Consider the following 26,336-nt stretch of genomic DNA (forward strand, 5'->3'; position numbering starts at 1 on the left):
TAATAAATGCAAAAATTTTATTAAAAATAAATTAAAAAATTATTTTGCTTTTTTGCAAAATATAGTATTATTTTATCAGTAGTTATAGCGCAAGGGATCACCTGATACCATTCCGAACTCAGTAGTTAAGCCTTGTAGTGCCGACGATACCAGAGATGGGAAAATAGGGAGCTGCTATTTTTTTATACTTTTTTGTGTAATTTGATAGCAAGCTCCTAATTAAGTATTTATTTTTGCTTGGAAAATATTCTGGCAGAAATTAATTTTGTTTTTAATGTGTTTTAATTTAAAATAATAATTGCATAAAAAAATGAAAAAATGCAAAAAGGAGCAAAAAAATGACCAAAAGAGTAGTTATTGCAAAACAAGACCCAGAATCAACAAAAATCTTATCTCAATTAAACGCACATATTTCAGCTAATTTAAGCCCAATTTTAATTGAGTTAATTAAAGTTAGAGCATCACAAATTAACAAATGTGCTTACTGTTTAGAAATTCACACAAAAGCGGCTTTAGAGGCAGGTGAAACAGAACGTAGAATTTTTGCACTACCAGCATGAACTGAATCACCATTATTTAGTGAAAAAGAAAAAGCAGTGTTAAAAATGACAGAAGAAATAACACATATTTCAAATGTTGCTCTTAGTGATGAAACATTTGAAGAATTATCAAAATTCTTTAATGAAGCCGAAATTTCTGATTTAATGATGAATGCAATTGCGATTAACACATGAAATAGAATTGCACTAGTAAGCAAAGTTAAACACAAAAATTAGTTTTTAAACAGCATTTGCTGTTTTTTATATAGTATTTTGTCAGATTTTTAGGTTTTAAAATAAAATTATTTATAATTAACAAACATGCAACCAAAAGATAAAATTACATACTTTATTGACCTTGATGGAACTTTATTTGATCAAAGAGGTTTTAGTCGAATTTCGCACAGAAATTTAAGTGCTATTTTAATTCTTAAAAATTTCGCTAATGTTGTCTTTTCGACAGGCCGCAGTTATTCTGATTTTAGAGTTCAACAGGCAATGAGACAGTTAAATATTCATGATATTATTAGTTCATCGGGTGCCGAAGTTTACATCAACCGTGAGCGTGTTTTAGCTAACCCTATTTGCAATGAAACAGTGCAAAAAATTGTTGATTATGCAATATCAAAAAAAATATTATTTATGGTTTATGATGCTACAGGCGAGCATATTTATGTAAAAAATAAAATTCAAAGATTTTTAGCTAACATAACAATTAAGCGTTGGGTAAAGTCAATAAATTTATTTAAAGATTTTGATATATCAAAACACAAACAAATTACGAAAATCGCCTTTGCTTTTCACACAAATTTATTTTCAAAAAAAATTCTTAAACAAATTGAAAAAAATTTTCCTAATTTAACTAACTCATACACCGCTAGCCGCAATTACATAATCGAAATTACAGACATCACCACAAACAAAGCAATGGCCACTGTTGAGTATTGTCGCATTAATAATATTGATTTATCAAATACTGTTCATATTGGCGATTCAATGTCGGACTCGTGTTTAAAAGGTTATGTTGGTAAATTGGTAGCGATGGGAAATTCGACTCCTTCACTTAAATCGGTCGCTGATGAAATTGCACCAAATCATAAAAATGGTGGTTTATATAAATATTTTGTCCAAAACAAAGTAAAAAAACAATAAAGTCAATTAGCTTTATTGTTTTTTACTTTTATGCGAACTGTGATTTATATAAAGCGGCGTATTTGCCATCTTGTTCAATTAATTCGTGGTGTGTACCACGTTCAACAATTTCACCATCTTCAACAAACAAGATTAGATCTGCATTTTTGATTGTGCTCAAACGGTGCGCAATAACAATGCTGGTTTTGTTTTTCATTATTGAATTTGCTAAAGCATCTTGAATAATTTTCTCAGTGTTTGTATCAATATTAGAAGTCGCTTCGTCTAAAATAAGGATTTTTTTATCGCCTAAAACTGCTCTCGAGATTGCTAACAATTGTTTTTCCCCTTTGGACAACAACATATCATTATCCTCTAGCATTGTGTGATATCCCTTTTCAAGTCTTAGGATAGTATTGTGAGCTGAAACTAATTTGGTTGAATTGTAAATCGTATGTTCACTTGCGTTTTTATTTCCAATCAATATGTTGTTATAAACTGTGTCTTTAAACATAAATGAATCCTGTAAAACAACAGCCATGTATTGGTTTAAACTTTCTTTTTTAATAGTTTTTAATTCAACGCCATCAATTGTTATTGAACCTTTTTCGTAATTATGGAATTTACTTAATAAATTAATAACAGTTGTTTTTCCTGCCCCTGTAGGCCCCACAAGAGCAATGCTTTGGCCTGGCAGAGCTTCAAATGAAGCGTTTTTTAAGTGTCATTCATCTTTATTGCTATTGTATCTGAATCACACATTTTCAAATTTTATGTGTCCTTTAACGTTTTTTAACTCGTTAATTTCGTTAGAAGTATCAGGCTCAATTAATTGGGCTATTTCATTGATCCGCACAGTGGAAATAACACCGTTTTGTGATCCAAAAATTGTACTAATAATTGATTGAAATGCGCCTGTTACGTTATGTATATAACCAATATAAGCTAGGAAAAAACCAAGATCAGGGCCATTGCTATTTAAACCCAAAACTTGCAACAAGCTTCATAAAGCAATATTATTGTTTTTGAACACGACAATGATTGCTGCGGCAGCTAAAACAATAATATTAGTTGACATAATAAACCATGGAATAAACATTTCGGTTCATAAGTCAGCCTTAAAAGCGTTACGATAAATATTTTTAGCTATTTTATTGAAGCTTTTGGTCGACTCTTGTTGACGGCCAAAAGTCTTTGTGATTTTCATATTTTTAACACCTTCTTCAACAAAGGCGTTTAGGTTTCCAAATTCATCTCAAACACGTTCAACATTTGGACGTGCTTTTTTAATCATTATGAAACCAAAAGAAAATAGGAATAATGTTATTAATATAACAATAATAGTAATATTGGCACTGTAAATTATCATTGTTGTAATGGTAATTAACAGGTGAGCAATATTTGAAAAAGCTTGCGTCAATATTTGACTTAGAGTCATTGAAATATTATTGACATCATTGATTAAAGTGGAAATTAAATCACCGGTTTTGTGTGTATCATAATACGAAACAGGCATTTTTAATAGTTTTTCCATCCCTAAACGACGCATATTCATGGCTGTTGAAAAACCTAATATTAAATATATTTTGAATTCGAGGAATCTAAATATACCAAAAATTAAGAAGACAAAGACCATAGCGACAATCATTGAGATAAAAAATGTATCATTAAATTTAGCATCAGCCTGCAAGGCTGCGTGAGTAAATGATTTTGAAGCTAGAATACCACCCATCATTATTCCGGCAATATAAGCAGTCGAGTTGATAATGGTTGTGAAAATTCCGAAGACAAATAATCAAGGAGAGCGTCCAGAATATTTTGTAACAAGTTTAATGATTCCTAATGTGGAACCGAATTTACGCTTAGACTTTTGTGTATTCATATTCCCTCCTTATAATTCCAATTGACTTTTGTGTATTTGTGCATAGAATGGCGAAGATTCTACCAATTGTTCGTGTTTTCCTTTAGCAATAATTTTTCCAGAATCCATCACAATAATATTCTCGCAATTTTTTAAAGCACCAATTTTTTGTGAAATTAAAATAGTGGTACATTTATAGTTTTTAGTAATATTTTCAATTACTTGTTTTGTGGTTATGTTGTCTAAAGCACTTGTAGAATCATCTAAAATTAAAATTTTTGGTTTACGCAATAATGAACGAGCAATTGAAAGTCTTTGTTTTTGCCCGCCAGAAATATTTGTTGCCCCTTGCGTGATTTTATGGTCTAAATTGTCACCAAATTTGTAAACAAAATCATAAGCACAAGCATTTTTTAAAGCAGTATTAATCTCTTCATCAGTTGCATCAGGTTTTGCTCATTGCATATTTGAACGAATTGTACCAGAAAACAACATTGCGTCTTGATAAACAATACCTACTGTATTTAATAGGTCCTTTGTATTGATTTGATTTACTTCGTGGTTACCAATTTTAATTGAACCTTCATCATAAACATAGTTATTTAAAAGCAAGCTAACTAGAGTTGATTTTCCAGAAGCAAATAAACCAATAATTCCTAAACTTGATTTATACGGAATGTGTAAGTTAATATCACTTAAAGAATAATTGGGGTTATCTTTATAGTATTTGAAATTTAAGTTTTCTATTGTAATATCAAGATTTTGTTCTTCATTATTATTGATTCTTATTCCGTTTTCTACAACTAATTTGTCTTCTTTTGCGATCAATACCTCTCTGATTCTGACTGCAGAAATTTTTGCTCTGAAGGCAAATCTTAAAAACATTGTAATTAGTAAAATTCCAAAAGCAATCATTCAAAGATATTCAATAAATATATTCATTTGCACTACTGTATTATCAGTAGCTGTTTTCGAAATATACTCACCTCTAACAAACATATATATTCCAATAACAATAAAGTTATTGACTGTAAAAAATATTGGGTGTAAGGAAGTGATTATAGTTGCAGCTTTTGAATTTAATTTGAATCAAGTATTGTTAGAATTTCTAAATTTTTCCAATCTTTCGTTTTCGAGATTGTATGTTTTTATTGTTCTAATTCCTTTAATGTTTTCGTCGATTTCTTTAGTAACTTTTTCAACTTGTCATTGAGTTTTTTTAATCAATGGCGAGGCAAATTTACCAATAGCGACCATCACACCCATCATAATAGGTATTACTGGCAAAATAATTAATGCCATTTTTCAGTCAACTGAAAACGCAATTGTTGCTCCACCTACTATCATAATAAAACCTTTAACCATCATTCTCAATCCGCCAACAAGAAAGTTTCAAAAGATTGCAACGTCATTTGAAATTCTTGTCATTATTGATTCAGGTTTTAGGTCAGAAATATTTTTTAAACTTAAAGCGTTAAGTTTTTTAAATAGTTGTTTCCGATAAAATAGCGATGATCTTTCGGCAGCAAACACAAAAACAAATGTTGATGCAAATGTAAATAGCGATAACAATGTTGTTTGTAAAGCAATAATAATTATCAATTTATTCTGTACATCAACCTTTGGCATATTGTTAAAAATATGTCAATTTTTTAAAACTTCAATATGATCGACAATTGGTGCGTCCGAAAACAATAGTTTTATAAATTGCGATATAAAATTAGGAATTGTCAAACTAACCAAAACACCTAAAAAGACTAATAATGCCCCGAGGGCAAAGATTCATTTAATACGTTTAGGGAGCATTTTCATTAATTTAATCATCTAACCTCCTTTTTAACTGGTTTTAAAGATTTTCTTACCAAGTTTGATGTATTCTTCAACAAGTTCTTCGAAATAACTAAAACCAATTTTGTAAAAGTTATCATCTTTTAAATCTACACCGACTTTAGCAAGCGTATCAAGTGGATAATTTCTATCACCAGCTGATAAAAATTCTTTGATATAAGTATCTAAAAAGGCTGGGCCTTCATTTTTGTATTTTTTATAGAAAAAGTTAGCAACTAATTGTCCAATTGCATATTTGTAAACATAAAAACCGTAATAAAAGTGCGGCACAGTTACAGCTGCGATTTGCTGATCGCTATTGAATTTTGCTTTCTTAACTGAGTACTTTAAATTGTTTTCATAATACAATTTTGCTATTGCTTCATAACTTGGTCCAATTTTACCTTCTTCAATGTTTTTATACAAATCATACTCATAATTTGCTCATAATGTCTGTCTAAATACAGTACCAATAAAGCCATCTATCATTGATTCAATAATTTTGAATCTGAATTTATCGTTATTAGATTTTTTCAATAAATGGTCATATAGCATTAGCTCGTTAAATATCGAAGCGATTTCTGCTAAAAATATTGGATATGAAGCATTATGAATTTCATTATTTTTATCACTGAAATAAGAATGCATTGAGTGACCTAATTCGTGGGCTAAGGTTTCAACTGAACCTAAATCGCCATCAAAGTTCATTAAAATGTATTTTTTATCTAAACCATATGTTGAACCTATTGAATATGCACCAGAAATTTTATTGTCTATTGTCATATAGTCAATTCAATTTTCACTATAAGCTTTTTTGACAATATCTGTATATTCTTGTCCAAAAGGTTCTAATGCTTCAAGGACAATATCTTTCATTTGTTCTACAGTGAAAGTAGATTTGACTTTTACTAACTCACGCATCGAGTCATATTTTGGCCGAAATTTCTCATTAAACTTGGCTTCGTAAAATTTTTTAAAATATTTATTTCGCTTGGCAATAATAGTTTTAAGACCACTGACTTTTTGGAATAATGATTGTAATAATTCATCATCAACTTTATCACTAAAAGTCAGCATGTTCACTGAATCTTTATAACCTCTAATTTTTGCTTCGGTTGCAATCGTGTTGAATTGTTGGAATAACAAATTAGCCAATGAATTTTTGTGTCTTAAATTTGCCTTTTGATAATTCAAATAAGTATTTTTTCTCAGCACAGCATCGTTTGATTTCATGAATTTAATACGTAATGCAGGTGATAACTTATATTTTTTACCTTTTGAATCTTGTATAAATCCATAATCTAATTCTGCATCAGTAATTAAATCAAAAACACCTTCGAACGATGGTGTTGCATTTGCTTGTTTGACAATATATTCTTCAACATTATCATCTAGCTTATGCTCAAAATCATTAATTGCATCAGTTAAATTTTTTCTGTGACTCGATAGACGAGGGTCATTGATTCATGATTTGATTTTTTCAATATTTTTGAAAAATCTAACAGGTTCAGACCCAATTTGTTCACTGATTTTTTGACTAATTAGATCTCATTTATTACTTAGTTCTGAGTATTTAGAATTTGTTAATTCACGATTAGAATTATTCGAAAGATAGTTAGAAATTCTATTTGTTAGCACACCAACTTCGGCCGATTTATTCAAATATTCAATATATGCATCAATATTGTCGTATTTAGATTCTTTAACATCAATAAAATATTGCATTTTTGTTTGATATTCATTGAATAAATCTTCAATGCCATTACCGTTCAATAAACTTTCTAAATCAAATTGATATTTTTTATCAACATCGCTCAATTTTTTGTATTGTTTCATCTTTTTTTCTCCTTTCCTTTTAATTAATAATTATTAATTATATTACAAAGTAGAATTATTTCTATACCGATAATAGCGTTAAATTAAAGGCTAAATGATAATTTCAGTGAGCATTAATAGATTGAATTATTATTGCCGAAAAATCTTCGCAAATTTTATTCACAATTGCGATTGTTTAATATAATTATCTCCATTATGAAAGACTTAAATAAAACAGGTACTAAATTTGTATTAGCGAATTATTCTAGCAAGTTTTGCACTTCGCTATGTTTTTCATACGCCGAATACTTTGAGGATATTTTTGATTTAGCTTCCGATAATTACTAGTTGAGCATTTGACCGACTAGTAAACTTTAATTAACTTTTTAAATTAAGGAGTATATTTATGGAAAAAAATCAAAATATACGAAATGTTATCGAATTGAAGGAAGTTGTTAAAGAATTTGATGACAAAGTAGTTTTAGAAAAAATTAATCTAGATATTAAAAAAGGTGAATTTGTTACCCTTCTTGGACCTTCTGGTTCTGGTAAAACAACAATTTTAAGACTTATTGCTGGTTTTGAAAGAGCCACACGTGGTGAAATTAAATTTAATGGTAGAGATATTAAAGATCTACCAGCCCACAAGAGAGATCTTTCAACTATTTTTCAAGACTATGCTTTATTCCCGCATTTAAATGTTGAAGGAAACATTAAATATGGTTTAACACTAAAACGTGTTCCAAAAGAAACAATCAATCCAAAGCATCTTGAATTATTGCAAGTTAAAAAACAACAATGAGAAAAAAAAGCCGCTTTAGAAATGGCTAAATTGGACAAACTACAAGCCCAATATGAATCTGAAATGGATAAATTTAAGCCTAATTCATTGCAATTCAAGAAAAGACAAAAATGATTAGATAAATCTGATTTTAACTATTCATATTGAGAAAACTATGTTGAAATGAAAGTTGAAGCATTCGAAAAGCAATATTTAACTAGAAAAATTTCAAAAGAGGAAATGAAAGAAGAAATTGCTCAAATAGTGCAATTAGTCGGCCTAAACGGTTCTGAAAATAAAGCGATTAGCGAATTGTCTGGTGGAATGAAACAACGTGTTGCATTGGCTCGTTCATTGGTTATCGAACCAAGTATTCTATTGCTAGATGAACCTCTAAGTGCACTGGACGCTAAAATTAGAGAAAAAATGCAAAAACTATTGAGAAGTATTCAACAAAGATTGGGTATTACATTCATATTTGTTACTCACGATCAAGACGAAGCACTTGAGTTATCGGATAGAATTGCGATTATGCGTGATGGTGTGATTGAGCAATATGACACTCCAAAACAAATTTATGACTACCCAGTAAACAAATGAGTAGCAAACTTTGTTGGAAGTTCAAATATTTACAATGGTGTTTTCAGAAACGGAGCAAGTGTTGATTTCATGGGTCGTAATTTTCAAACAATACATAAACAAGATGAATTTAAAATTGGACAAGATGTTGACGTTTTAATTCGTCCTGAAGATGTTGATATCGTATCGCTTGATGAATCAAATGGCAAAGATGTAATTTTAGGTACAATCATTGACTCAACTTACCGTGGAAGTTATTTCTATTTAAAAGTTAAATTTGCAAATGGTTTTCACATCTATGTTGAAACTGCTAAAAAATTCAATTTGAATGAAACGGTTGCTATTAGTTGAACCGTTGATTCAATTCACTTAATGGCAAAAGATGAAAAATGGGATTATCAATCTGATGAATTCAAAAATTAAAAGTAAAATTTCCTGAAATAATCGATTATTATTACTTTTGCCCTATATTTTATTAGCAATATTTTTAGTTATTCTACCTATAATTTTAATTATTATTAAAGCTTTAACTCCAAGACATAATTTCGATAGTGCTCAATTAATAAAAGAGTTTGGAACTTGAAAAATTATTGGCCGGAGCTTAAAAATTGGTGTTATTTCTTCTATTCTTTGTTTATTAATAGGTTTCCCTTATGCTTACTTTATAGCGACAACAAAAAATAAAATATTACCAATTTATGCGATGAGTCTAATTCTTTCGCCAATGATTATATTCACTATTGCGAAGATATACGCAATAAGAGGCTTCTTTTTGAGTATCTTCAATGAAGATAGTTTAGAGGCTGAATGATTTATGATTTTAGCATTAACTTATTTAAATTTACCTTACATGATTATGCCACTGTATTCAGTGTTTAAAGACATGCCTAAAAATATTATTGAAGCTAGTCACGATCTAGGATATAGCAAAATCCAAACTTTATTCAGAGTAGTTATTCCATACAGTACTAAAGCTATTTTAAGTGGTGTGAGTTTAATTTTTCTAGCTTCTGCTACCACTTTTGTGATTAGCGACAAATTATTAGCTAATCCTGCTCAACTACAAACAGTAGGTTCGATAATTAACCAATATTCAAACCCATCAAACGTATTTGAATTATCTTCAGGATCAGTGTTAGTTATTGTTGTGAGTGCTTTATTCATTGGCTGTTACGCAGGAATTAACTTTATACCAAGATTAATTGTTAAGTTAGTAAATCACAAGAAAAGAGGCAACAATGAATAAAATCGCTGAGTTTTTTAAAAGAACATACATTTATTTCATTCTTGCTCTAACTTACATTCCACTTGTGTTTTCAGTAATTTTCAGTTTTAACAAACCAAGCGATAAAGGATATTTGTCAACTTCTTGAAACGCATTTTCTCTAGAATCATGAAATACATTTTTCGATGACGGTAGAGATATTGCACTGATAAATTCAATAATTGTTGCTTTGTTTACAGCTGTTTTAGTTGTCTCGATATCATTGTTAACGGTTTTTGCTCTTTGAAGACAAAAAAATAAAAAAATTGAGAGTGTAATTAAATCTGTTAATAATATTCCTTTGATTAATCCTGATAATATTACAGCTATTGCATTGGTTTTAGTATTTTCACTGTTTTTTGGAACTCTTTCTGTTGCAAAAGAAGGACTTTTAAGAGGTATAGTTGCTCATACAGTTATGGCTTTACCTTATGGAATTAGTTTAATGTATCCAAGAAGTGAAAAATTTGAGCGTTCATTATTTGAAGCTAGTCAAGATTTAGGTTATTCAAAATTCAAAACCTGATTCAAAACCTATTTTATCTACATGATTCCTTCAATAATTTTTGCAGGTCTTGTTGCCACTTTCTTGTCGTTTGATGATTTTATCATCTTAAAAACTACAACAAATACCTCAACTCTAGGAACAAAACTATATGAAGGTAATTTCCGTGGTTGAGGATTGGTTGTTGGTGCTGCAGTGTTATTGATGACATTAGTTGGTAACGCAATTTATATCGCATACAAAGTCAAAAAAACTAAAGTTAAAAAAGTAAAATTTAAGGAGCAAAATGAAAACTAAAACTAAATTCATTTTAAAAAGAGTTGCCTTTGGCGTTGGTTTAACCGCAATGGCAACTGCTTTAGCAGCTGCTCTAATCTATAAATTTAAAAAACCATTTAAACCAACTTTTTATAACTATAAATCATATATATCAGACAATGCAAGACAGGCTGTAAGTGAAAAATTTGACTTTAAAGAATTTGAAACAATTGGTGAATTTACTAAAGCTGTTTTAACAGAAAAAGCAATCGGTGGTATTGGCTCAGATGCGCAGGCAGTTCAATTAATTAAACGTAATAAATTGAAAAGAATTGATTATGTTAAATTGTTTTACAAAGATACACCTGATTGAGCAAAAGGTAAGACATTTGCAGAATATCGTAAACTAGATCAATACAAAAAAATGCAAACCCAAATCTATACAAAATTAGTTTGAGATCACTTAGCATACTACGATGAAGTTTTAAAAACCGACTTAATGGATGAACCATGAGAAGATGATGAACCAAAACACTTATACGACTATTTTATTCCTTACTTTAGTCAAGACATGGTTATTGCATATAATCCTACAAAACTTGATAATGAGTTGAAAAACGCTTCAATAGATACTGTTGAAAAAAGAAAAAAACTTTACGAATTAGACTCATTAGTATTGAATAAATTAGCAAATATTGGTTTTAACGCAAATAAACCTATGGATCAAAAAGAAGTTATGTTTGTTGATGCGTTGCAATCATTGAAACAATCTAGTTACAATCGTTGAGAGTTAACCGATTCAGTTAGAGATAACATGATTTATGGTTCAGGTTATAACAATCAAATCCCAACAGGTGAAGCAAGTACAAAATCAGAACCAAAACTATATCAAAAATTGATTAATCAATTTGCTGAGTCAATTAAAGCCGGTATCGGTTACAACTTAACTAATCCTAATTTACAACTTTTAGGTGATGGTCAATTATTATTGAATAACTTGATTAATTTTGATTCAAATGTTGAGGCCGGAATTATCTATAACGGTGATGCATTTGACGCATACAATTCAGAGGATAATTACGAAGCTGTTAAAAAAGGAACAATAAGATTCATTAGACCAAAACAAAATCTATTGTTAGTTGATGGTTTAGTTATTACAAACAGTGATAAAGTCAATGAAAAATTCTATGATGAAATGTTAGAGAATGTTAAACATGCATTCATGAGTGGTCTTCAATTCAACGAAGGTGAAGAAAGAACATGAGAAAATGTTAGTGAAGAAACAATTCGAACATATTCAGCATACGATAATTTTGATTATGTTTCATATACACCGGTGTATAAAGTTTTATATGACTATATAACTGCAAACAACTTTAATGTTGACGAGTTGAAAGATGATGAAAAAACACCTGAAGCGTTAGAAAAATATAAACAAGAACTATACGAAGCTAAATACGCTAAACAACTTTATGAAATTAAAGACAATTACGAAATTGTCGATCCAGTAAGTGGCGAAACATTGATTTCTTATGATGTTAACCACACTGCAATAGTTCCTACCGATCAAAAAACCGAGACAAACCTAACAACTTATTGAAACAAAAAAACCAGAAATTAAAGATTTAGACACACTTATTTTGTGTGTCTTTTTCTATTTTTTGAACTAAAAAATAATAAAATTTCTATGAAAGATTCTTAAGGAGAAAGATGAGAAAAAATTTACTTAAATTATTGCCTGTCGCACTGATGCCTATTACTCTAAGCGCTTGCAACTATACAGATCCTAAATTAAATGAAGAACTAAAAAAAGTATCAATAACACCAGTACGTGATAGTGTTGATTCTAGTGTATCACTAGACGATTTCGCTAGCGATAAGTATCTTAAAGTCGATGGACTATCACCAAATAATAAAATAATCATAAAAAAAATTCAAAAAGTAGGCGACGATAACTTATTAGTAACATTTGAAATCGTCGACAAAGCAACAAGAAAAACCAGTGAACAAAAAACACAACAAATCCATATGAAATACATTGACTCAAGCAGTCAAAGTAATTCAACTAACAACAAATTTGTCTATGAAAAAAACAATTATTATTCATCGCTAAATGGTTTGCGTGGCAAAGAACTTTTTGAAGAACTATCAAAAATTCAAGCTGAAAAAGTAGCTATCAAAAACAGCCGAGAAATTATTAATCAAGGGCCTAACAAACACGATTATCAATATGCAGAGCTATACAATATTTACAAAACAGCTTTTGCTGATAATTTCTTTGAAAAAGATCAATCAATTATTGATATTTATTCAGAAAATCCAAATGGTAAAGACCCTTATGTATATTCATTTAATAATTATGAAGGGCGCGACAAAAACAACAAAAGTGGTAAGAAGATTAATAACACAAAAGGTGAAGGAAGTGTGTTTAACAGAGAACATACTGTTCCACAATCTTGATTTAACAAAGAACCAAATATAAGAACTGATGCACATTTTGTATTTCCTAGTGATAAAAAAGTAAATGCCGATAGGGGGAATGGAATTTATTATACTGTGGATAATGGTGCAAAAATAAGTTTAAATGGAACAAAAACTACCGCTAACTACACTGAACCTATTGACGCATTCAAAGGCGATTTAGCGCGTGCAACACTTTATTTTGTTTTAACATATCCACTTTCATGAGAAGATGGTAAGGGTAGTGCTGATTTATTCAAAAACACATTCCCTTATTTAAACAAAAAATATTTAGACACCTACATTGATTGAAGTAAAAAAGATGGCATTGATGGTTTTGATATCCAACGAAACAACGAAATTGCAAAATACTATGGAGGGTTGCGTAATCCATTCAGTGACTATCCCAATTTAGCTAGTTTAATTTTCGGAACTGGCGATGATGTTTTTGTTGATAAAGGTATATTAGTTGGACTTAATCAATAAAAAGACTGAATAATTTGCGAATTTTTAAGAAAACAGCGTCTTGTTGACGCTGTTTTTAATAATGAATATTTATTGGTGTTTTAATTCTTTGGCTCTCTCGGCATTGAAGAATTTTACGAATTCGGTTGCTAAATCGATTGCGGCTTGTATGTCAACTAACGAACACACACCAATTGGTGAGTGTAGATATCTTTGTGGTAGAGAGAAAGTAATTGCAGGCACACCGCCTTTACCATATTGCAATGCAGTTGCATCGTTACCACCACCTTCAGAAATATATTTATAGGCAGGAATATTGTGTTTACGTGCTAAAGACATTAACATTTCTGTAAATTTAGGATTAGTTAGTAAACCTCCATCTTTAACTAATAGAGCAACTCCATCCCCTAATTTTGTTCCACCTTTAATTGCACCAGTTGTATCGTGACTTGCACATGTATCAATTGCAATTGCCACATCAGCATCAATAATAGATGTTGCTGTTTTAGCACCTCTTAGACCTACTTCTTCTTGAACTGTACCAACGATGTATGTTTTATTTGGTAAGTCTAAATCTTTGATGTTGTTGGCTAGAAAATCAATAACTGTTACCCCAGCTCTATTATCCATTGATTTACCGGCAACTAAATTATTAGGCATATCAAATGCTTCGCCACTCATATAAACTCTATCTCCTGGTTCGATACCAAAATCAATTGCTTCTTGTTTGTTAGCAAAACCTGCGTCCACAAATAATTCTTTATTTGTTGGGGCTTTTGTAACTTTTTCTCTTTCCAAAATGTGTATTGATGTGTGGCCGAAAATACCAGTAATTTCCTTGTTGTCACGATTTGTGACAATTTTAGCTTTAGTTCCGATAACAGTAACTGGTCAAATTCCACCAACTGGTTCAACTAGTAAATTACCGTTTTCTTCGATATTTCTAACAAAATAACCAACTTCATCCATGTGTGCCGCAAACATAATTACAGGGGCATTAGGATCGCTTTGTTTATTTGAAATAATTAGCGAACCAAAACCGTCTCTACTAAATTCTAATTTATCTGATTTGATGTTTGCTTTTAGAGCATCAACGACTGGTTCTTCGTATCTACTCATTGCTTCAATAGCCATATATTCTTTAAGTCTTGTACTTAATTTTTCATATTTTTTACTCATATTAATCTCCTGATTTTTATTTTACATAAATATTTAAATATTCATTTAATAATTAACTTATATATTTAATTAATATAAAATTAATATATAAGTGCATAGTAAAGGAGGTTAGATGAAAAGAAAAAACAAAAAACAAGCTGTCTCAACCGATTTAGTTAAAAAACGTATTCACGAGAGTGCGAATATGAATGATAGTGAATTATTTGCAACATTTAATTCCTCAGCCAAAGGAATTATTGATGATTCAACTATTGAAAAAAATCTTGAGATTTATGGCTCAAATAAGTTGGATAAAAAATCTAATAATACACTTTGGAATAAAATTGTGACTTCCTTTTTTAATCCATTTTCAATTATTTTAATCGTTTTGTCACTTATTTCACTTGTTACTGATGTTATATTGAAATTAGTAAATAACGAAAAAGCTGAACCGGCAACAATGATTATTATTCTTTCTATGGTTTTATTAAGTGGTATTTTGCATCTAGTTGAAGAAATTCGTTCGAGTTCATCATCTGATAAATTAATCAAAATGATATCAACTACCGCAAGGGTTCAAAGGAACGGAATCTATTATGAGTTGCCATTGGAAGAGATCGTGGTTGGAGATATCATAGTCTTGGCTGCGGGCGATATTATTCCTGCGGATGTGAGAATATTGAGTGCGAAAGACTTATTCGTCTCTCAGTCTTCTTTAACCGGCGAAAGTCATTCGATCGAAAAATTTTCGCATTTAGTCAAAAACTTTGACTACGATAATATCGTTGATTACCACAACTTAGCCTTTATGGGTTCTAATGTTATTTCTGGTTCTGCTCGGGCAATAGTTGTGGCGACTGGAAATGAAACATACATTGGTCAAGTTGTACAGAAAATAAACGAAAAACCAGTTAAAACTGATTTTGAAAAAGGTATTTCATCAATCTCAAAATTATTAATTAGAATAATGTTGATAGTGGTACCGATTGTATTTTTGATTATTGGTATTAAAGGACAAGTCAAAGGTGATAGTAGTAAATGAGTAGAAGCAATGCTATTTGCTATTTCAGTTGTTGTTGGTTTAACTCCTGAGATGTTGCCGATGATAGTCACATCGACCTTGGCTAAAGGTGCTGTGACAATGTCTAAGAAAAAAACAATAATCAAAAGTCTAAATTCAATTCAGAATTTTGGGGCAATGGACGTGTTTTGTACAGATAAAACTGGAACATTGACCTTAGATCAAATTGTCTTAGAACGTCACTTAGATGTTTTAGGTAAAGACAATAATCGTGTATTACGATATGGTTTTTTAAACTCGTATTTCCAAACAGGTTTAAAAAATCTGCTTGATTTATCGATAATTGATAAAACAGAAGAATTAAGTGTTATTGATGAGCAATTACGTCAATTAGAGGCTTTATACAATAAAGTTGATGAAATACCATTTGATTTCGAAAGAAAGAGAATGTCAGTTATTGTTAAGAGCAAAGACTCAAAAGTACAAGTTATTACTAAAGGTGCTGTTGAAGAAATGTTATCAATTTGTTCACATATTGAAATTGGTGGCAAAATAGAACAATTAAGTACTCATCTAATACAAAAAGTATTGAAAAATGTTGATGATTTAAACGATAAAGGTATGCGTGTTATTGCGGTTGCCCGTAAAGATGTTGATTTAAATACCGTAGGAACATTTAGCGTTAAAGATGAATCAGAAATGATTTTGATTGGTTATTTAGCCTTCCTTGATCCACCTAAAGAATCAACAGCAAGTGCTATTGAAAATCTACACAAACACGGTGTAGAAGTTAAAATTTTAACAGGTGACAATGCTCGTGTTACAAGAGCTATTTGCGCACAAGTTGGTATCCCTAGCGAAAAAGTAATTTTAGGTAAAGACCTTGAGTCATTAAACCAAGAACAAATTGAAGATGTTGTTGAACATTACAATATTTTTGCCAAACTTTCACCAGACCAAAAAGCAACTATTATTACCGCTTTACGTAACAAAGGACATGTTGTCGGTTATATGGGTGATGGTATTAATGATGCCCCCGCAATGAAAGTTGCTGATGTTTCTATTTCAGTGGATACAGCAGTTGATATTGCCAAAGAAAGTGCCAATATTATTCTTTTAGAAAAAGACTTAAATGTTTTAGCAACCGGAATTATTGAAGGCCGTAAAACATACTCAAACATGAATAAATATATCAAAATGACTGTCGCAAGTAATTTCGGTAATATTATCAGTATTTTATTTGCTGCGTTGATCTTACCATTCTCGCCAATGATGGCAGTTCAAATTCTATTCCTTAACCTAATCTATGATATTTCTTGTGGTGCAATACCTTGAGATAATGTTGATAAAGAATTACTAAACAAACCTCGTAAGTGGAATCCGAAGTCAATTGTTAAATTTATGCTCTGATTCGGACCTGTTTCATCTATAGTTGATATATTAGCCTTTATACTATTGCGCTATGTCTTTATACCTAATCTATATCCAGGTCTTGATGTTGACAGCGAAAGATTTAAAATCTTATTCCAAACAGGCTGATTCATAATTTCAATGTGAACTCAAAGTTTGATTATTCACTTTATTCGTACTGAAAAAATTGCCTTTATTCAATCAAAACCGGCAACACCGCTATTGTTATTCTCAATTTTAGGGTCAATTCTAATTACTGTTAGTCCTTATGTTCCATGACTAAATAATGCATTAAAAGTTGAGGCATTAAATCCTTGATTCTACGCCTTATTGGCTGGCTCAATACTTTTATACATAACCCTAACTTTATTTGTAAAAAGATTGTATCTAAAAAAATATAAAGAATTGCTTTAATATAAATAGATTTAAGCGAAAAATAATCAAAAACCAGCGTCAATATAAACGCCGGTTTTTCTTTATTAAAAAGAGCTATTTTGCTATTTCTAAATCTAAATTTATATGTGCAGAGATTTCATTATTTTTTCTTGAATAAATATTAAAATTAGAATCATTTTGCTTACAAAATTGTTTAAATTCACGACTGTGGCCTTTACCACGAAAAATATCATGTGCGATTTCATGTATCATGACTGAATCTCAATATTCACGCGGTGTTAACAATGTTAACACTGAATAGTGAATTTCTTTTTTCTTTGTTAAGGTATTGAACTTGTATGATCCCCAATAGCTCAATCTTTTATAGATATTTATTGGAATTGTATCAATAACATTGAGCTTACTTTCAATATTCCTGTGTCTTTGCTCAACTTCTTTAAATAACCAGATTTTCAATAAATTCAATAGTTTTGAATTAAGTTTTTCCATACTGATATTGCGATAATTTTGCTTCAATACAAAATAGGCAATATTTTCTTTATCATCTAAAAGCATACGCATTTTTGTGTCTTTATAGATGAATTTTGTTTGGTATCTTTTTCCACCTATTCAAACAAATTTATTCTCGATTGGTGAAAAAACGTATATTGCTTTTTGTTCAAATTTAATAAAGTTACTATTTTGGATAAGTCCATTTATGTATTTTGCTAAATTCTTTTTGTTATTGTAAAAGATAACAATATTTTTAGTTATTGAGCTAGCCTTATAGCCATTAGTTTTATTTTTTGTATAGTATAAATCGTAGGTGACATTGTCAATAGATACTGAGCTCGGGATATTATTCTCCATTTTGTTTGAAGCCTTTTTCTCATTTTTTAATATCTTTACGTGAAGTTACTTTATTTGTTTTAATAGCGTCTAACACAGCATTAACTTTTTCTTTATCCATTTCTCCGAATTCATCCAAATCGTTCTCAACTTCTTGCAGTATTTGTTGATAATTTTTTTTGCTGGCAATTATTGTGTGATTATCAACACCTTCAACACTAAATTTCAAATCTTCGGGAAAAATGATCATCGATAACATTGGTAAATTAAAGCCGCACATAGCGTGGAAATGATTTAAGTGTGTATGGTTTTGCGATATTGGATTAGTTACTTTTCGGTTGTGTTTTTTATAAACTAATGACAAATTTTTGTTGGCAACACTGCCTTTTAATTCACCAATTAAATATTTCGTTTCAATAATAATGAATATTTTGTTGTTGTATAAAATTCCGTCAATTTCAAATTTTTGACTGCCCATGGCATATTCGTATAAGCCACCAGGAATGTATTTGAAATTGATTTTTTTGTTTTTTGCGTAGTAAGTTAACTCGTTGGAAATTTGCGATTCGAATTTAAAGCCCATTGTTTCTTTTTTTCTTGCTTTGGTGATATGTCAAATGTAAAGAGTTAATAGAGATACGATTAATAATCCCATTAAAACTGTGCCTATAATAATACCGTTTCGCATTTCGAACGATATATTTTTTGGCTCATTGGCGGTATTTTGCAAAATCTGATTAAATTGGTTTTGATTCATAATGTTTTAATTATAAATAATTTTCAAGTCGTTATTTTAATTTAATGACTATTCGCCGGCATTAAAGGTGCAAAAAAAGCAAAAAACGTGATTTAAGGCGAAAAAAACCGAAAAAAAGTTATTTATGCTATTTCGTGTGGTGTTATAATAACGTTATATAATCGGAGGAATAAATGAAATCATTAAAAATATTATCGGTAACAGGTACCGTAAATAAAGAATCTTTATCAGAAAAACTAAACAATGAAGCCGTAAAAGAATTAATGGCTAAATATCCAAATTCAACATTAACTAAATTAGATACTTCAAATTCACAATTTGCTAATCATTCATTGACAGCAACAAACTTTGCAGAATTTTTTAAAGATGTTGACTCAGACGAATGAATCAATAAATTACACGACACAGATGTTTTAGTTTTATCGACACCAATGACAAACTTTTCATACACAGCAGGAATTAAAAACTTTTTAGATGCTATTGCAGTTGCCAACAAAACTTTTTCATATAAATACAGTACAAAAGGTGGTTCAATTGGTTTACTAACTAATCTTAAAGTTGTTATTATCGGAACCCAAGGAGCTCCATTAGGTTGATACCCATTTGCCGGTTTTCTTGACACACTAAAAGGAATTTTCAATTTCTTTGGTGCTAAACAAATTGAAACATTTTTAGTAGACGGCAACAAAGTTGAACCTAGAAGCAAACAAAGCCACGATGAAATCATTGCTGAAGTTAAACCTGAATTAAATAAAATTTTAGAATCATTGGAAATATAAAAAAATGGCGCAAGCCATTTTTATTATTTCAAATATTTACGTAAAAATGCTTCATTAACCACGAAGAAACGATAAACATTATCAACTACTCTATTAACGTGTTTGTATAAATTGGATTCTTCTCCAAAAAAATCTTTGGTTACTTCGACAGCTTCGTTAATTACAATTCTAGGATTAATACTGAACATTTCCAATGTTGAGTTCAATAAAATTGCTCTTATTAATGGGCTTTCTTCGTTTCAAGTTTTATTGGTTAAAAATTTGTCAATAATTTTCGCTAAATAGTCTTTATTTTGAACAACTTTTTCTAATTGTAAAAATTGTTCATCATTCAATTCATCGTGTGTTTGTCTTATTCTTGCTAAATCATAATTATTCAATAACTCGCAAGCATAAATAACATTAATGACTTCAATTCGATTAGTTCTGCGTGATTTAGTCTTTTTATTCATGTTTGTAATTGTATACTAAAATTCAATTAATATTTGATTTTTCGGACATTATTAATGAATTTTTCTTTCAAAATATTAGTTACGATAAATACGGGGCTAAAAACTGTAATGTAAATTGGAATTATAAATAAGTCTTTAATGACTATTTTTACGAATAAAACAATATAGTCTATGCCATAATGTTTTAATTTTCCGCTCTTGGGAGCAAAAAAGTAATTATAAAATTCTATATAGCTTACTGGTCCTAGTATTCATCTAAATACTATTGAGATAAATAAAATTAATGATGTAACGAGAATATAATAGTTTCATTTTTCGTTTTTGTAAATGAAGTACAAAATAGTGAAAAAAGTAGTTAAAATCAGTGATAAGAATGCATAAACCATAATTAAAATGACAATAATATTGCGAGGAGCAATTACTTTTTTGCTTAATTTAAAATCGCCATTAGGATCGGCATATTTTAAATAAATGATTATTGCTAGTACAAAAGAAATTATGGTCAATGTGTAAGCAAATACAAAACGAATTATTTTTGTTTTCTTAAACATTAAAAAATAAAAATAAGATACAACCGAAATTAGTGGGGGCACAATTGCGTAAAGCCAAAATCATGTTCCAATAGAGCCTGTTAATAAAAGAACGAGAGTGTCACCTAATAAAGATAATATTGCACCTTTAAAAGGTCCGAAAATTAGACCATAAAAAATAAACATCAGATATTCTAATTGCACTGGAATTACACGCAATATTGTAAATTTAGCAAAATAGATAATCACAATATGCATTGACAAAAATATAGCGCCAAGAACCAGTTCATAAACATTTACTTTAAAAATTTCGTCAATTCAAGTTTTAGACTTAGGTTTTTTTATAATAGAATCTTTCATAAACCTCCAATTCAAGATGAATTATAAACACACAGAAAAGGAATAATGAATATTTGAAAAAAATTTTTATTTTTTGACTTTTTGTATAAAATTACCAGTTTATAACTAATAAGGAGTTTATTAATTTATAATTATTGCATGAGTAAAAATATTAAATTAGAACCGATAGATTTCGGAACTGCAGGCATAAGGGGAATTGTCGGCAAGGGTATAAATCATTTATCCCAAGCACATGTTCAACGGATTACACACGGCTTTGCTAAATATTTATTGAATAAATACAAAGATGAAAAACAAATAAAAGTGGTAATTGGACGTGATAGCCGTCGTTACTCACACAAATACGCAAGCATTATTGCAAATATTTTGCAAAGCTACAAAAAATTTAAAATAATTATAAGCAAAGATTTAACACCTACACCCTTTGTTTCATTTTTAATTATTAAACACCAAGCCCATGGTGGTTTTAATATCACTGCAAGTCATAATCCTTATCTATACAACGGAATCAAACTATATAACAACTATGGTTCACAATGTTTGCCTGAGGAAATTGAACAAATAAAATCATATTTTGAAAATTATGACTTTTATTCTGAATATGTTGATGCTAAATTTCCTTTAAGTAGCAAAAACATTCAAATTAATACTGAAAAAGAGAAAAAAGAGTATTTGACTAAAGCTATTCAAGCTGGCGGCGAATATAATTTTGGCACTTCTAAAAAAATAAAATTTGTCTATTCAAGTTTGCACGGAGCGGGAATTAAATTTGCTCGTGAAATTTTTGACAGATTTGGCTTTAAACAAAATATTGATTATTTTATGCCAACAGAACAAATAAAACCTAATCGTAATTTTCCTACCTGTCCTTATCCTAATCCCGAATTAAATGAAGCCTATAAAGAGAGTGAAATAGTGGCATTAAAAAACAATGCAGACGCAATTATAGTTACTGATCCTGATGTGGATCGAGTAGGTATTAAGGTTTTACATAAAGGGCAATATGTATTGCTAAATGGAAATGAAACTGCTACCTTAATTTTTGATTTTTTACTGAAAAATATTGAAAACATTAAACAAAATTCATACATTGTTTACTCGTTTGTCTCATCAAATCTACCCGCTTTGATTGCTAAAAAACACAATATAAATAGTTTTATAGTTCCGACAGGTTTTAAATGAATTTCTAAATTTATTAACGAAAACAGTGGCAATTATTTATATGGTTTTGAAGAGAGCTATGGTTCTTTAATTGATCCATCAATTGCACGTGATAAAGACGCCTTGCAATCGTTAGCTATACTGTTAAAAATGGTTGATTTTTACAAACAACAATCCAAAACACTTGTTGATGTGCTTAATGACATTTACGAAGAATACAATTTTATTTCTTCGAAAACAATCAATATTGAAATCAGTGAAAATTTTGACTTATCTAAATTACAACAACAATTTAAAAATATTGACTTAGCAAATAAAGTTGTTACTGACTTTAACGAAAACACTGATTACATGAAAGCAAATATGATTAAGATCAGTTTTAAAGATAACGATGATTGAATTGCTTTAAGACCTTCTGGCACTGAACCAAAAATTAAGTTTTATATTTTTGCTTATGGCAAAACAAAGAAAATTTCTGAAGAAAATCTCAATAAATATATTGAAAAAATCGAGTTATTAGTTCGTTAAAACAAATGATTTCAAACACTTTTTAAGTGTTTTTTTATAATAAAAATTATTTTTTAAAAAATCTTTTTTCTATATAATTGAATTGTTATGTTAAAAAGCTTAAATGCACGCATTTTTAAAGGGAAAAATATTATCATGATTCAAATCATGAATTTTTACTAATGCGAGCCACAAGTGTTTCTATGGTGGCTGATCGAAGCCTACCCAGTAAATTTAATTAACTTAAGTAGGTTCTAGAAATCTACTTTTAATTTTATTTACATAACCATAAATCAATACCACGGAGGTCAATATGAAGAAGAAAAATTTATTGTCAATAACAGCATTGTCGCCATTGCCATTAGTAGCTTTGGCTGCTGCATGTACTAATGACGGACAAAAATCAAACAATAACGAAGACGAAAGAAAAATTGCTAGTTTAACAAATACATTGAAAAAAGCAAGAGAAGATATTGAAAAAAGCAAAAAATTGATTGAAAAATTAACTGCTCAATTAGAAGCACAACAAAACCCAAACTCAAATGATCAAGATAGAATTGCTGATCTAGAAGCTCAAATTGAATTGTTAAATAGAGAAATTGAAAAAGTTAGAGGTAAAAAAATCGAAAGAAGTAATGTTTCGGCTAAAAAATTACTTAACACTTTATCGAAATTTTTAACCGATCAATTTCCAAATGAATTGCAAAGACAGTTCCCTGAAAGATATGAGAGCGAAAAAAATGTTCTAAATCAAATTAGAACAAGTGTTTTAGCTACATTGAACGAGTACAACAATACTCCAGAAGACTTATCTAATTTTATCAGTTGACAACAAGCAATTATCAATGTTTTAGGTCGTGCTTCAGTTGTTGCAAACTATGTTAATAGCGGTTCGAGTGTTGTTTTATTACCTGTTAAAGCAGATGAACAATTAGCAATGTTATTCCAATGAAGAATTGATGATATTGATAGATTGATTGAAGCTGTTAAAGCAAATCAAGACTCAGTGTATAACACAGAGGGCTCTAATGATGATGGTGCGAGCGAAAAACAAAAACTTATCGCTGAATTAGAATCATATAAAGAAGAATACTTGAATGCTAAAAACGAAAAATTATTGATGGCTCAAATTGCTAGTTGATACAGATTGGAAGATAATACTGCAACAGCTGTTGCTGGAAAATTTATTAATGTAGGTTCAGTAACTGACTCAATAGCTAATAGACGTTTCTTAGCAAAATATAAAGTTGATCCAAGTATGACAATTTCGCCATTCCCTGTATATCAATCAATAATTGATCAAGAATTTATTCAAAGTGCCAAAGAAAAATTAACAGCGATGAAAAATCAAGTTGTTGAGTGATTAAAAGTTGAAAAACAAAAACCGTTTGTACGTTCATTGCGTTACACAAAACTTTACACAAAACTAATTTCAACACTTAGCTCTTTAATTTCTTCAACAACTGGCGATAGTGTTAAATATAGCAGTTTTGAATACGAAAAAGACGTTGAATTATTTATTGCTGAAGCCAAAGAATTATTATCACAATTAAAAGCAGTTGACTTTGAAGCAGAGAAAGCAAAACTTGATAAATTAGTTGATGATGCAGTTGGTGCTGACGGAACATTATGAACATCATTCGCAAGCAGAAATACTAAAGAATTTAGAGAAAACGAAGACAATTACGAAAAGATGTATAAAGATTTTAACGATTATTACAGACCCAAAATTGTTGAATTGAGAAACAAAGCACACTCAAACTTCCAAGAATCATTTGTTAGATACACTCAATTTTTAACTTTAGAGGCAGAAATTAATCATGCATACAAATTAATTGACTTGCATAAATTACTAGGCGATAATATTAATGATGACAACTTTAAAGCATTAACTAAATATGATAGTACCGAAGAAATTGATTCAAAAATTAAAGAACAAGAAGCGAAAATTGCTTCATACAAAGATGCTTTAAAACAAAAATGAGATCTAATTCAAGCATTATTACAAGAATATACAGGTTCTACAAAAGAAGAGGCATTGGCTTATATCCAAAATATTTATACCAAAGCCAATGAAGATAAAACATTGTTAACTACAAACTTTGCAGAAGGTGGTAAGTGAAATTCATTTTATTCTGCAGAAGACACAAGAAAAATGATTGAAGAGTTCAGCAACTATTTAGAATTTGTTGAAGGAATCAACTCATCAGCACAATCAAAAGATTATGAATCGCTAATTAGTGATATTCAAAAAATTAAAGAAAAAACAAATAAACTTAAAACAGATTTCTTTGGTTCAAAAACATCTTTAGAAAACCAAGATGAAGCAAACGATGATCAAAGCGACTCTGATTCATATTTTGTTCAATTCTTCAATAATTTACAAGAGCAAGGATACGAAACATCTGGAGAAGAATACAGCAAACAAATTCAATTGTTTACTGACGTTTTAGATTTATACAATAAGTCAAAAGATTTAAACTATGATGATTCTAACCTGGTTACTAATATAAACAATATCAAAACTCAACTAGCAACAGTTAAACAAAATGTTGAAAACGCAAAAGATTATAACAGTCACTACGACTGAAATGTCGAAGGCGAAATTGTAAACCAAATTAGAGATGATATAGCCGTCGATTTATTATGGTTAGATAGAAAACTTCAAAAAGTTCTTTCTGAAAAAGAATCTGGCAATGTTGATGGTGACGGCGGTGCAAAAGCACAATTAGCAAGCATTAAAAATAGACTTGCAACTTTAATTCCTGGACTAGGAAACCCTGCAACTGATACACCTACAAACGAATTAACTTCTTCAATCAAAATCAGTATTGATACAGCAAACGAAGCAATTCAAAATCTAAATAGAAGAAAAAGAAGAATCCAAAATCTAGCAAAATTATTACCAATTCAAGAATTGCTAGTCTTAATTAGATATTATGAAAATAATCAAAAATCAAAATTATTAGAAATTCTTCCTAAAAAATCAAATGACCAAAACGGAAACAATGCAACAGAGGCTAACGGTGGTCAAGATAAAGAAATCGCTGATTTCTTTGATGAATCTCTAAAAATAACTAGCCAACCAAGTTCAGCTAAACAAATTACTTCTGTTGAAGTAGAAAACTTTAGTCACGAAAACCCTGCTGAGCAAAATAAAATATTCCAAGAATTCAGAACATTAGAAGAGCAATATGCTAATGCATTGATTGAATTTATTGAAAACAACGAAGATAGCAAAGAAAATGAACTAAAAGCATCAGTTAACACAGCAAGAAATAACTATTATGAATTTTTAAATTCTCTAAAAGAAAAAGGTGTAATTTTAGATAATAAATTTATCAGAATGAGCGCTGATAGATACGTAACTGATGAAGACGCAGAAGACAAATTAACTCCATTTGATTTATTGAAAAAATATGTATCATCAACCGGAGTTAACAAAGTGGCCACGAATTTATATAACGAATATGTAAAATAAAAAATAAGCGA

At 29.8% G+C, this 26,336-nt stretch carries 19 protein-coding genes and 1 rRNA gene; 12 read left to right on the forward strand and 8 right to left on the reverse strand.

The features are described from left to right. The first annotated feature begins 74 nt into the window (after positions 1 to 74). The 3 genes from rrf (at position 75) to N1F73_RS01780 (ending at position 1,691) form a co-directional block, all read left to right on the forward strand. A 5S ribosomal RNA gene (gene rrf, locus N1F73_RS01770) occupies positions 75 to 180 on the forward strand. Positions 181 to 338: 158 nt separating this feature from the next. Beyond that, positions 339 to 776 carry a carboxymuconolactone decarboxylase family protein gene (locus N1F73_RS01775; RefSeq protein ID WP_259290151.1) on the forward strand — a complete coding sequence of 146 codons (438 nt, stop codon included), beginning with the start codon at positions 339 to 341 and terminating at the stop codon, positions 774 to 776. An 84-nt stretch (positions 777 to 860) separates the two neighbouring features. After that, on the forward strand, positions 861 to 1,691 hold the full coding sequence (locus N1F73_RS01780) for an HAD family hydrolase (RefSeq protein ID WP_259290152.1): 831 nt from the start codon (positions 861 to 863) through the stop codon (positions 1,689 to 1,691). Positions 1,692 to 1,719: 28 nt separating this feature from the next. Here N1F73_RS01780 and N1F73_RS01785 read toward each other — a convergent pair whose 3' ends face one another. Genes N1F73_RS01785 through pepF form a run of 3 tightly spaced genes read right to left on the reverse strand, consistent with a single transcriptional unit; the run spans position 1,720 to position 7,194 of the window. Continuing rightward, positions 1,720 to 3,552, reverse strand: a complete 1,833-nt coding sequence (locus N1F73_RS01785) for an ABC transporter ATP-binding protein (RefSeq protein WP_260359724.1) — start codon at positions 3,550 to 3,552, stop codon at positions 1,720 to 1,722. A 9-nt stretch (positions 3,553 to 3,561) separates the two neighbouring features. Continuing rightward, the gene (locus N1F73_RS01790; RefSeq protein ID WP_260359725.1) at positions 3,562 to 5,355 is read right to left on the reverse strand and encodes an ABC transporter ATP-binding protein; all 1,794 of its coding nucleotides are present in this window, start codon (positions 5,353 to 5,355) and stop codon (positions 3,562 to 3,564) included. A 12-nt stretch (positions 5,356 to 5,367) separates the two neighbouring features. Further along, positions 5,368 to 7,194, reverse strand: coding sequence for an oligoendopeptidase F (gene pepF / locus N1F73_RS01795; protein WP_260359727.1), 1,827 nt, complete (start codon positions 7,192 to 7,194; stop codon positions 5,368 to 5,370). A 385-nt stretch (positions 7,195 to 7,579) separates the two neighbouring features. On the opposite strand from pepF, the gene N1F73_RS01800 reads away from it, so the two are divergent. The 5 genes from N1F73_RS01800 to N1F73_RS01820 all read left to right on the forward strand — a co-directional run bounded on the left by N1F73_RS01800 (position 7,580) and on the right by N1F73_RS01820 (position 13,506). After that, positions 7,580 to 8,956, forward strand: coding sequence for an ABC transporter ATP-binding protein (locus tag N1F73_RS01800; protein WP_260359729.1), 1,377 nt, complete (start codon positions 7,580 to 7,582; stop codon positions 8,954 to 8,956). Continuing rightward, positions 8,940 to 9,779 carry an ABC transporter permease gene (locus tag N1F73_RS01805; RefSeq protein ID WP_259290157.1) on the forward strand — a complete coding sequence of 280 codons (840 nt, stop codon included), beginning with the start codon at positions 8,940 to 8,942 and terminating at the stop codon, positions 9,777 to 9,779. Before N1F73_RS01800 ends, N1F73_RS01805 begins: the two co-directional genes overlap by 17 nt. Continuing rightward, positions 9,772 to 10,599 carry an ABC transporter permease gene (locus tag N1F73_RS01810; RefSeq protein ID WP_259290158.1) on the forward strand — a complete coding sequence of 276 codons (828 nt, stop codon included), beginning with the start codon at positions 9,772 to 9,774 and terminating at the stop codon, positions 10,597 to 10,599. The genes N1F73_RS01805 and N1F73_RS01810 overlap by 8 nt, the downstream gene beginning before the upstream one ends. Further along, positions 10,589 to 12,181, forward strand: a complete 1,593-nt coding sequence (locus N1F73_RS01815; RefSeq protein WP_260359730.1) for a hypothetical protein — start codon at positions 10,589 to 10,591, stop codon at positions 12,179 to 12,181. Before N1F73_RS01810 ends, N1F73_RS01815 begins: the two co-directional genes overlap by 11 nt. An 89-nt stretch (positions 12,182 to 12,270) precedes the next feature. After that, positions 12,271 to 13,506 (forward strand): endonuclease, encoded by a 1,236-nt coding sequence (locus N1F73_RS01820; protein WP_260359732.1) that lies wholly within the window; start codon positions 12,271 to 12,273, stop codon positions 13,504 to 13,506. Positions 13,507 to 13,575: 69 nt separating this feature from the next. On the opposite strand, the gene N1F73_RS01825 is transcribed toward N1F73_RS01820, so the two are convergent. After that, entirely contained in the window at positions 13,576 to 14,664 is a 1,089-nt protein-coding gene (locus N1F73_RS01825; protein ID WP_260359735.1) for a M42 family metallopeptidase, read from the reverse strand. Positions 14,665 to 14,776: 112 nt separating this feature from the next. Between N1F73_RS01825 and mgtA the strand changes: the two genes are divergently transcribed. Then, a complete protein-coding gene (mgtA, locus tag N1F73_RS01830) occupies positions 14,777 to 17,488 on the forward strand; it encodes a magnesium-translocating P-type ATPase (protein WP_260359737.1) in 2,712 nt (903 codons plus the stop codon). 75 nt (positions 17,489 to 17,563) lie between these two features. Here mgtA and N1F73_RS01835 read toward each other — a convergent pair whose 3' ends face one another. Both N1F73_RS01835 and N1F73_RS01840 read right to left on the reverse strand, forming a co-directional pair. Beyond that, a complete protein-coding gene (locus tag N1F73_RS01835; RefSeq protein ID WP_260359738.1) occupies positions 17,564 to 18,319 on the reverse strand; it encodes a YgjP-like metallopeptidase domain-containing protein in 756 nt (251 codons plus the stop codon). Further along, positions 18,309 to 19,055 (reverse strand): nuclease-related domain-containing protein, encoded by a 747-nt coding sequence (locus N1F73_RS01840; protein WP_260359740.1) that lies wholly within the window; start codon positions 19,053 to 19,055, stop codon positions 18,309 to 18,311. The genes N1F73_RS01835 and N1F73_RS01840 overlap by 11 nt, the downstream gene beginning before the upstream one ends. A 173-nt stretch (positions 19,056 to 19,228) precedes the next feature. On the opposite strand from N1F73_RS01840, the gene N1F73_RS01845 reads away from it, so the two are divergent. Continuing rightward, positions 19,229 to 19,834: an FMN-dependent NADH-azoreductase gene (locus tag N1F73_RS01845; protein ID WP_260359741.1), complete on the forward strand. Its 606-nt coding sequence runs from the start codon at positions 19,229 to 19,231 to the stop codon at positions 19,832 to 19,834. Positions 19,835 to 19,857: 23 nt separating this feature from the next. Here N1F73_RS01845 and N1F73_RS01850 read toward each other — a convergent pair whose 3' ends face one another. Both N1F73_RS01850 and N1F73_RS01855 read right to left on the reverse strand, forming a co-directional pair. After that, complete coding sequence (locus tag N1F73_RS01850) at positions 19,858 to 20,286, reverse strand: transcription antitermination factor NusB (protein ID WP_259290166.1); 429 nt, start codon at positions 20,284 to 20,286, stop codon at positions 19,858 to 19,860. Positions 20,287 to 20,312: 26 nt separating this feature from the next. Further along, the gene (locus tag N1F73_RS01855; RefSeq protein WP_260359742.1) at positions 20,313 to 21,176 is read right to left on the reverse strand and encodes a hypothetical protein; all 864 of its coding nucleotides are present in this window, start codon (positions 21,174 to 21,176) and stop codon (positions 20,313 to 20,315) included. A gap of 138 nt (positions 21,177 to 21,314) precedes the next feature. On the opposite strand from N1F73_RS01855, the gene N1F73_RS01860 reads away from it, so the two are divergent. After that, positions 21,315 to 22,865: a phospho-sugar mutase gene (locus N1F73_RS01860; RefSeq protein WP_260359743.1), complete on the forward strand. Its 1,551-nt coding sequence runs from the start codon at positions 21,315 to 21,317 to the stop codon at positions 22,863 to 22,865. A gap of 292 nt (positions 22,866 to 23,157) precedes the next feature. Beyond that, positions 23,158 to 26,325, forward strand: coding sequence for a hypothetical protein (locus N1F73_RS01865; RefSeq protein ID WP_260359744.1), 3,168 nt, complete (start codon positions 23,158 to 23,160; stop codon positions 26,323 to 26,325). Positions 26,326 to 26,336: the final 11 nt, after the last annotated feature.

Origin of the sequence: Mycoplasma sp. HS2188, from assembly GCF_025209835.1 — a bacterium.
In the GTDB taxonomy this organism is placed as follows: domain Bacteria; phylum Bacillota_I; class Bacilli_A; order Mycoplasmatales; family Metamycoplasmataceae; genus Mycoplasmopsis.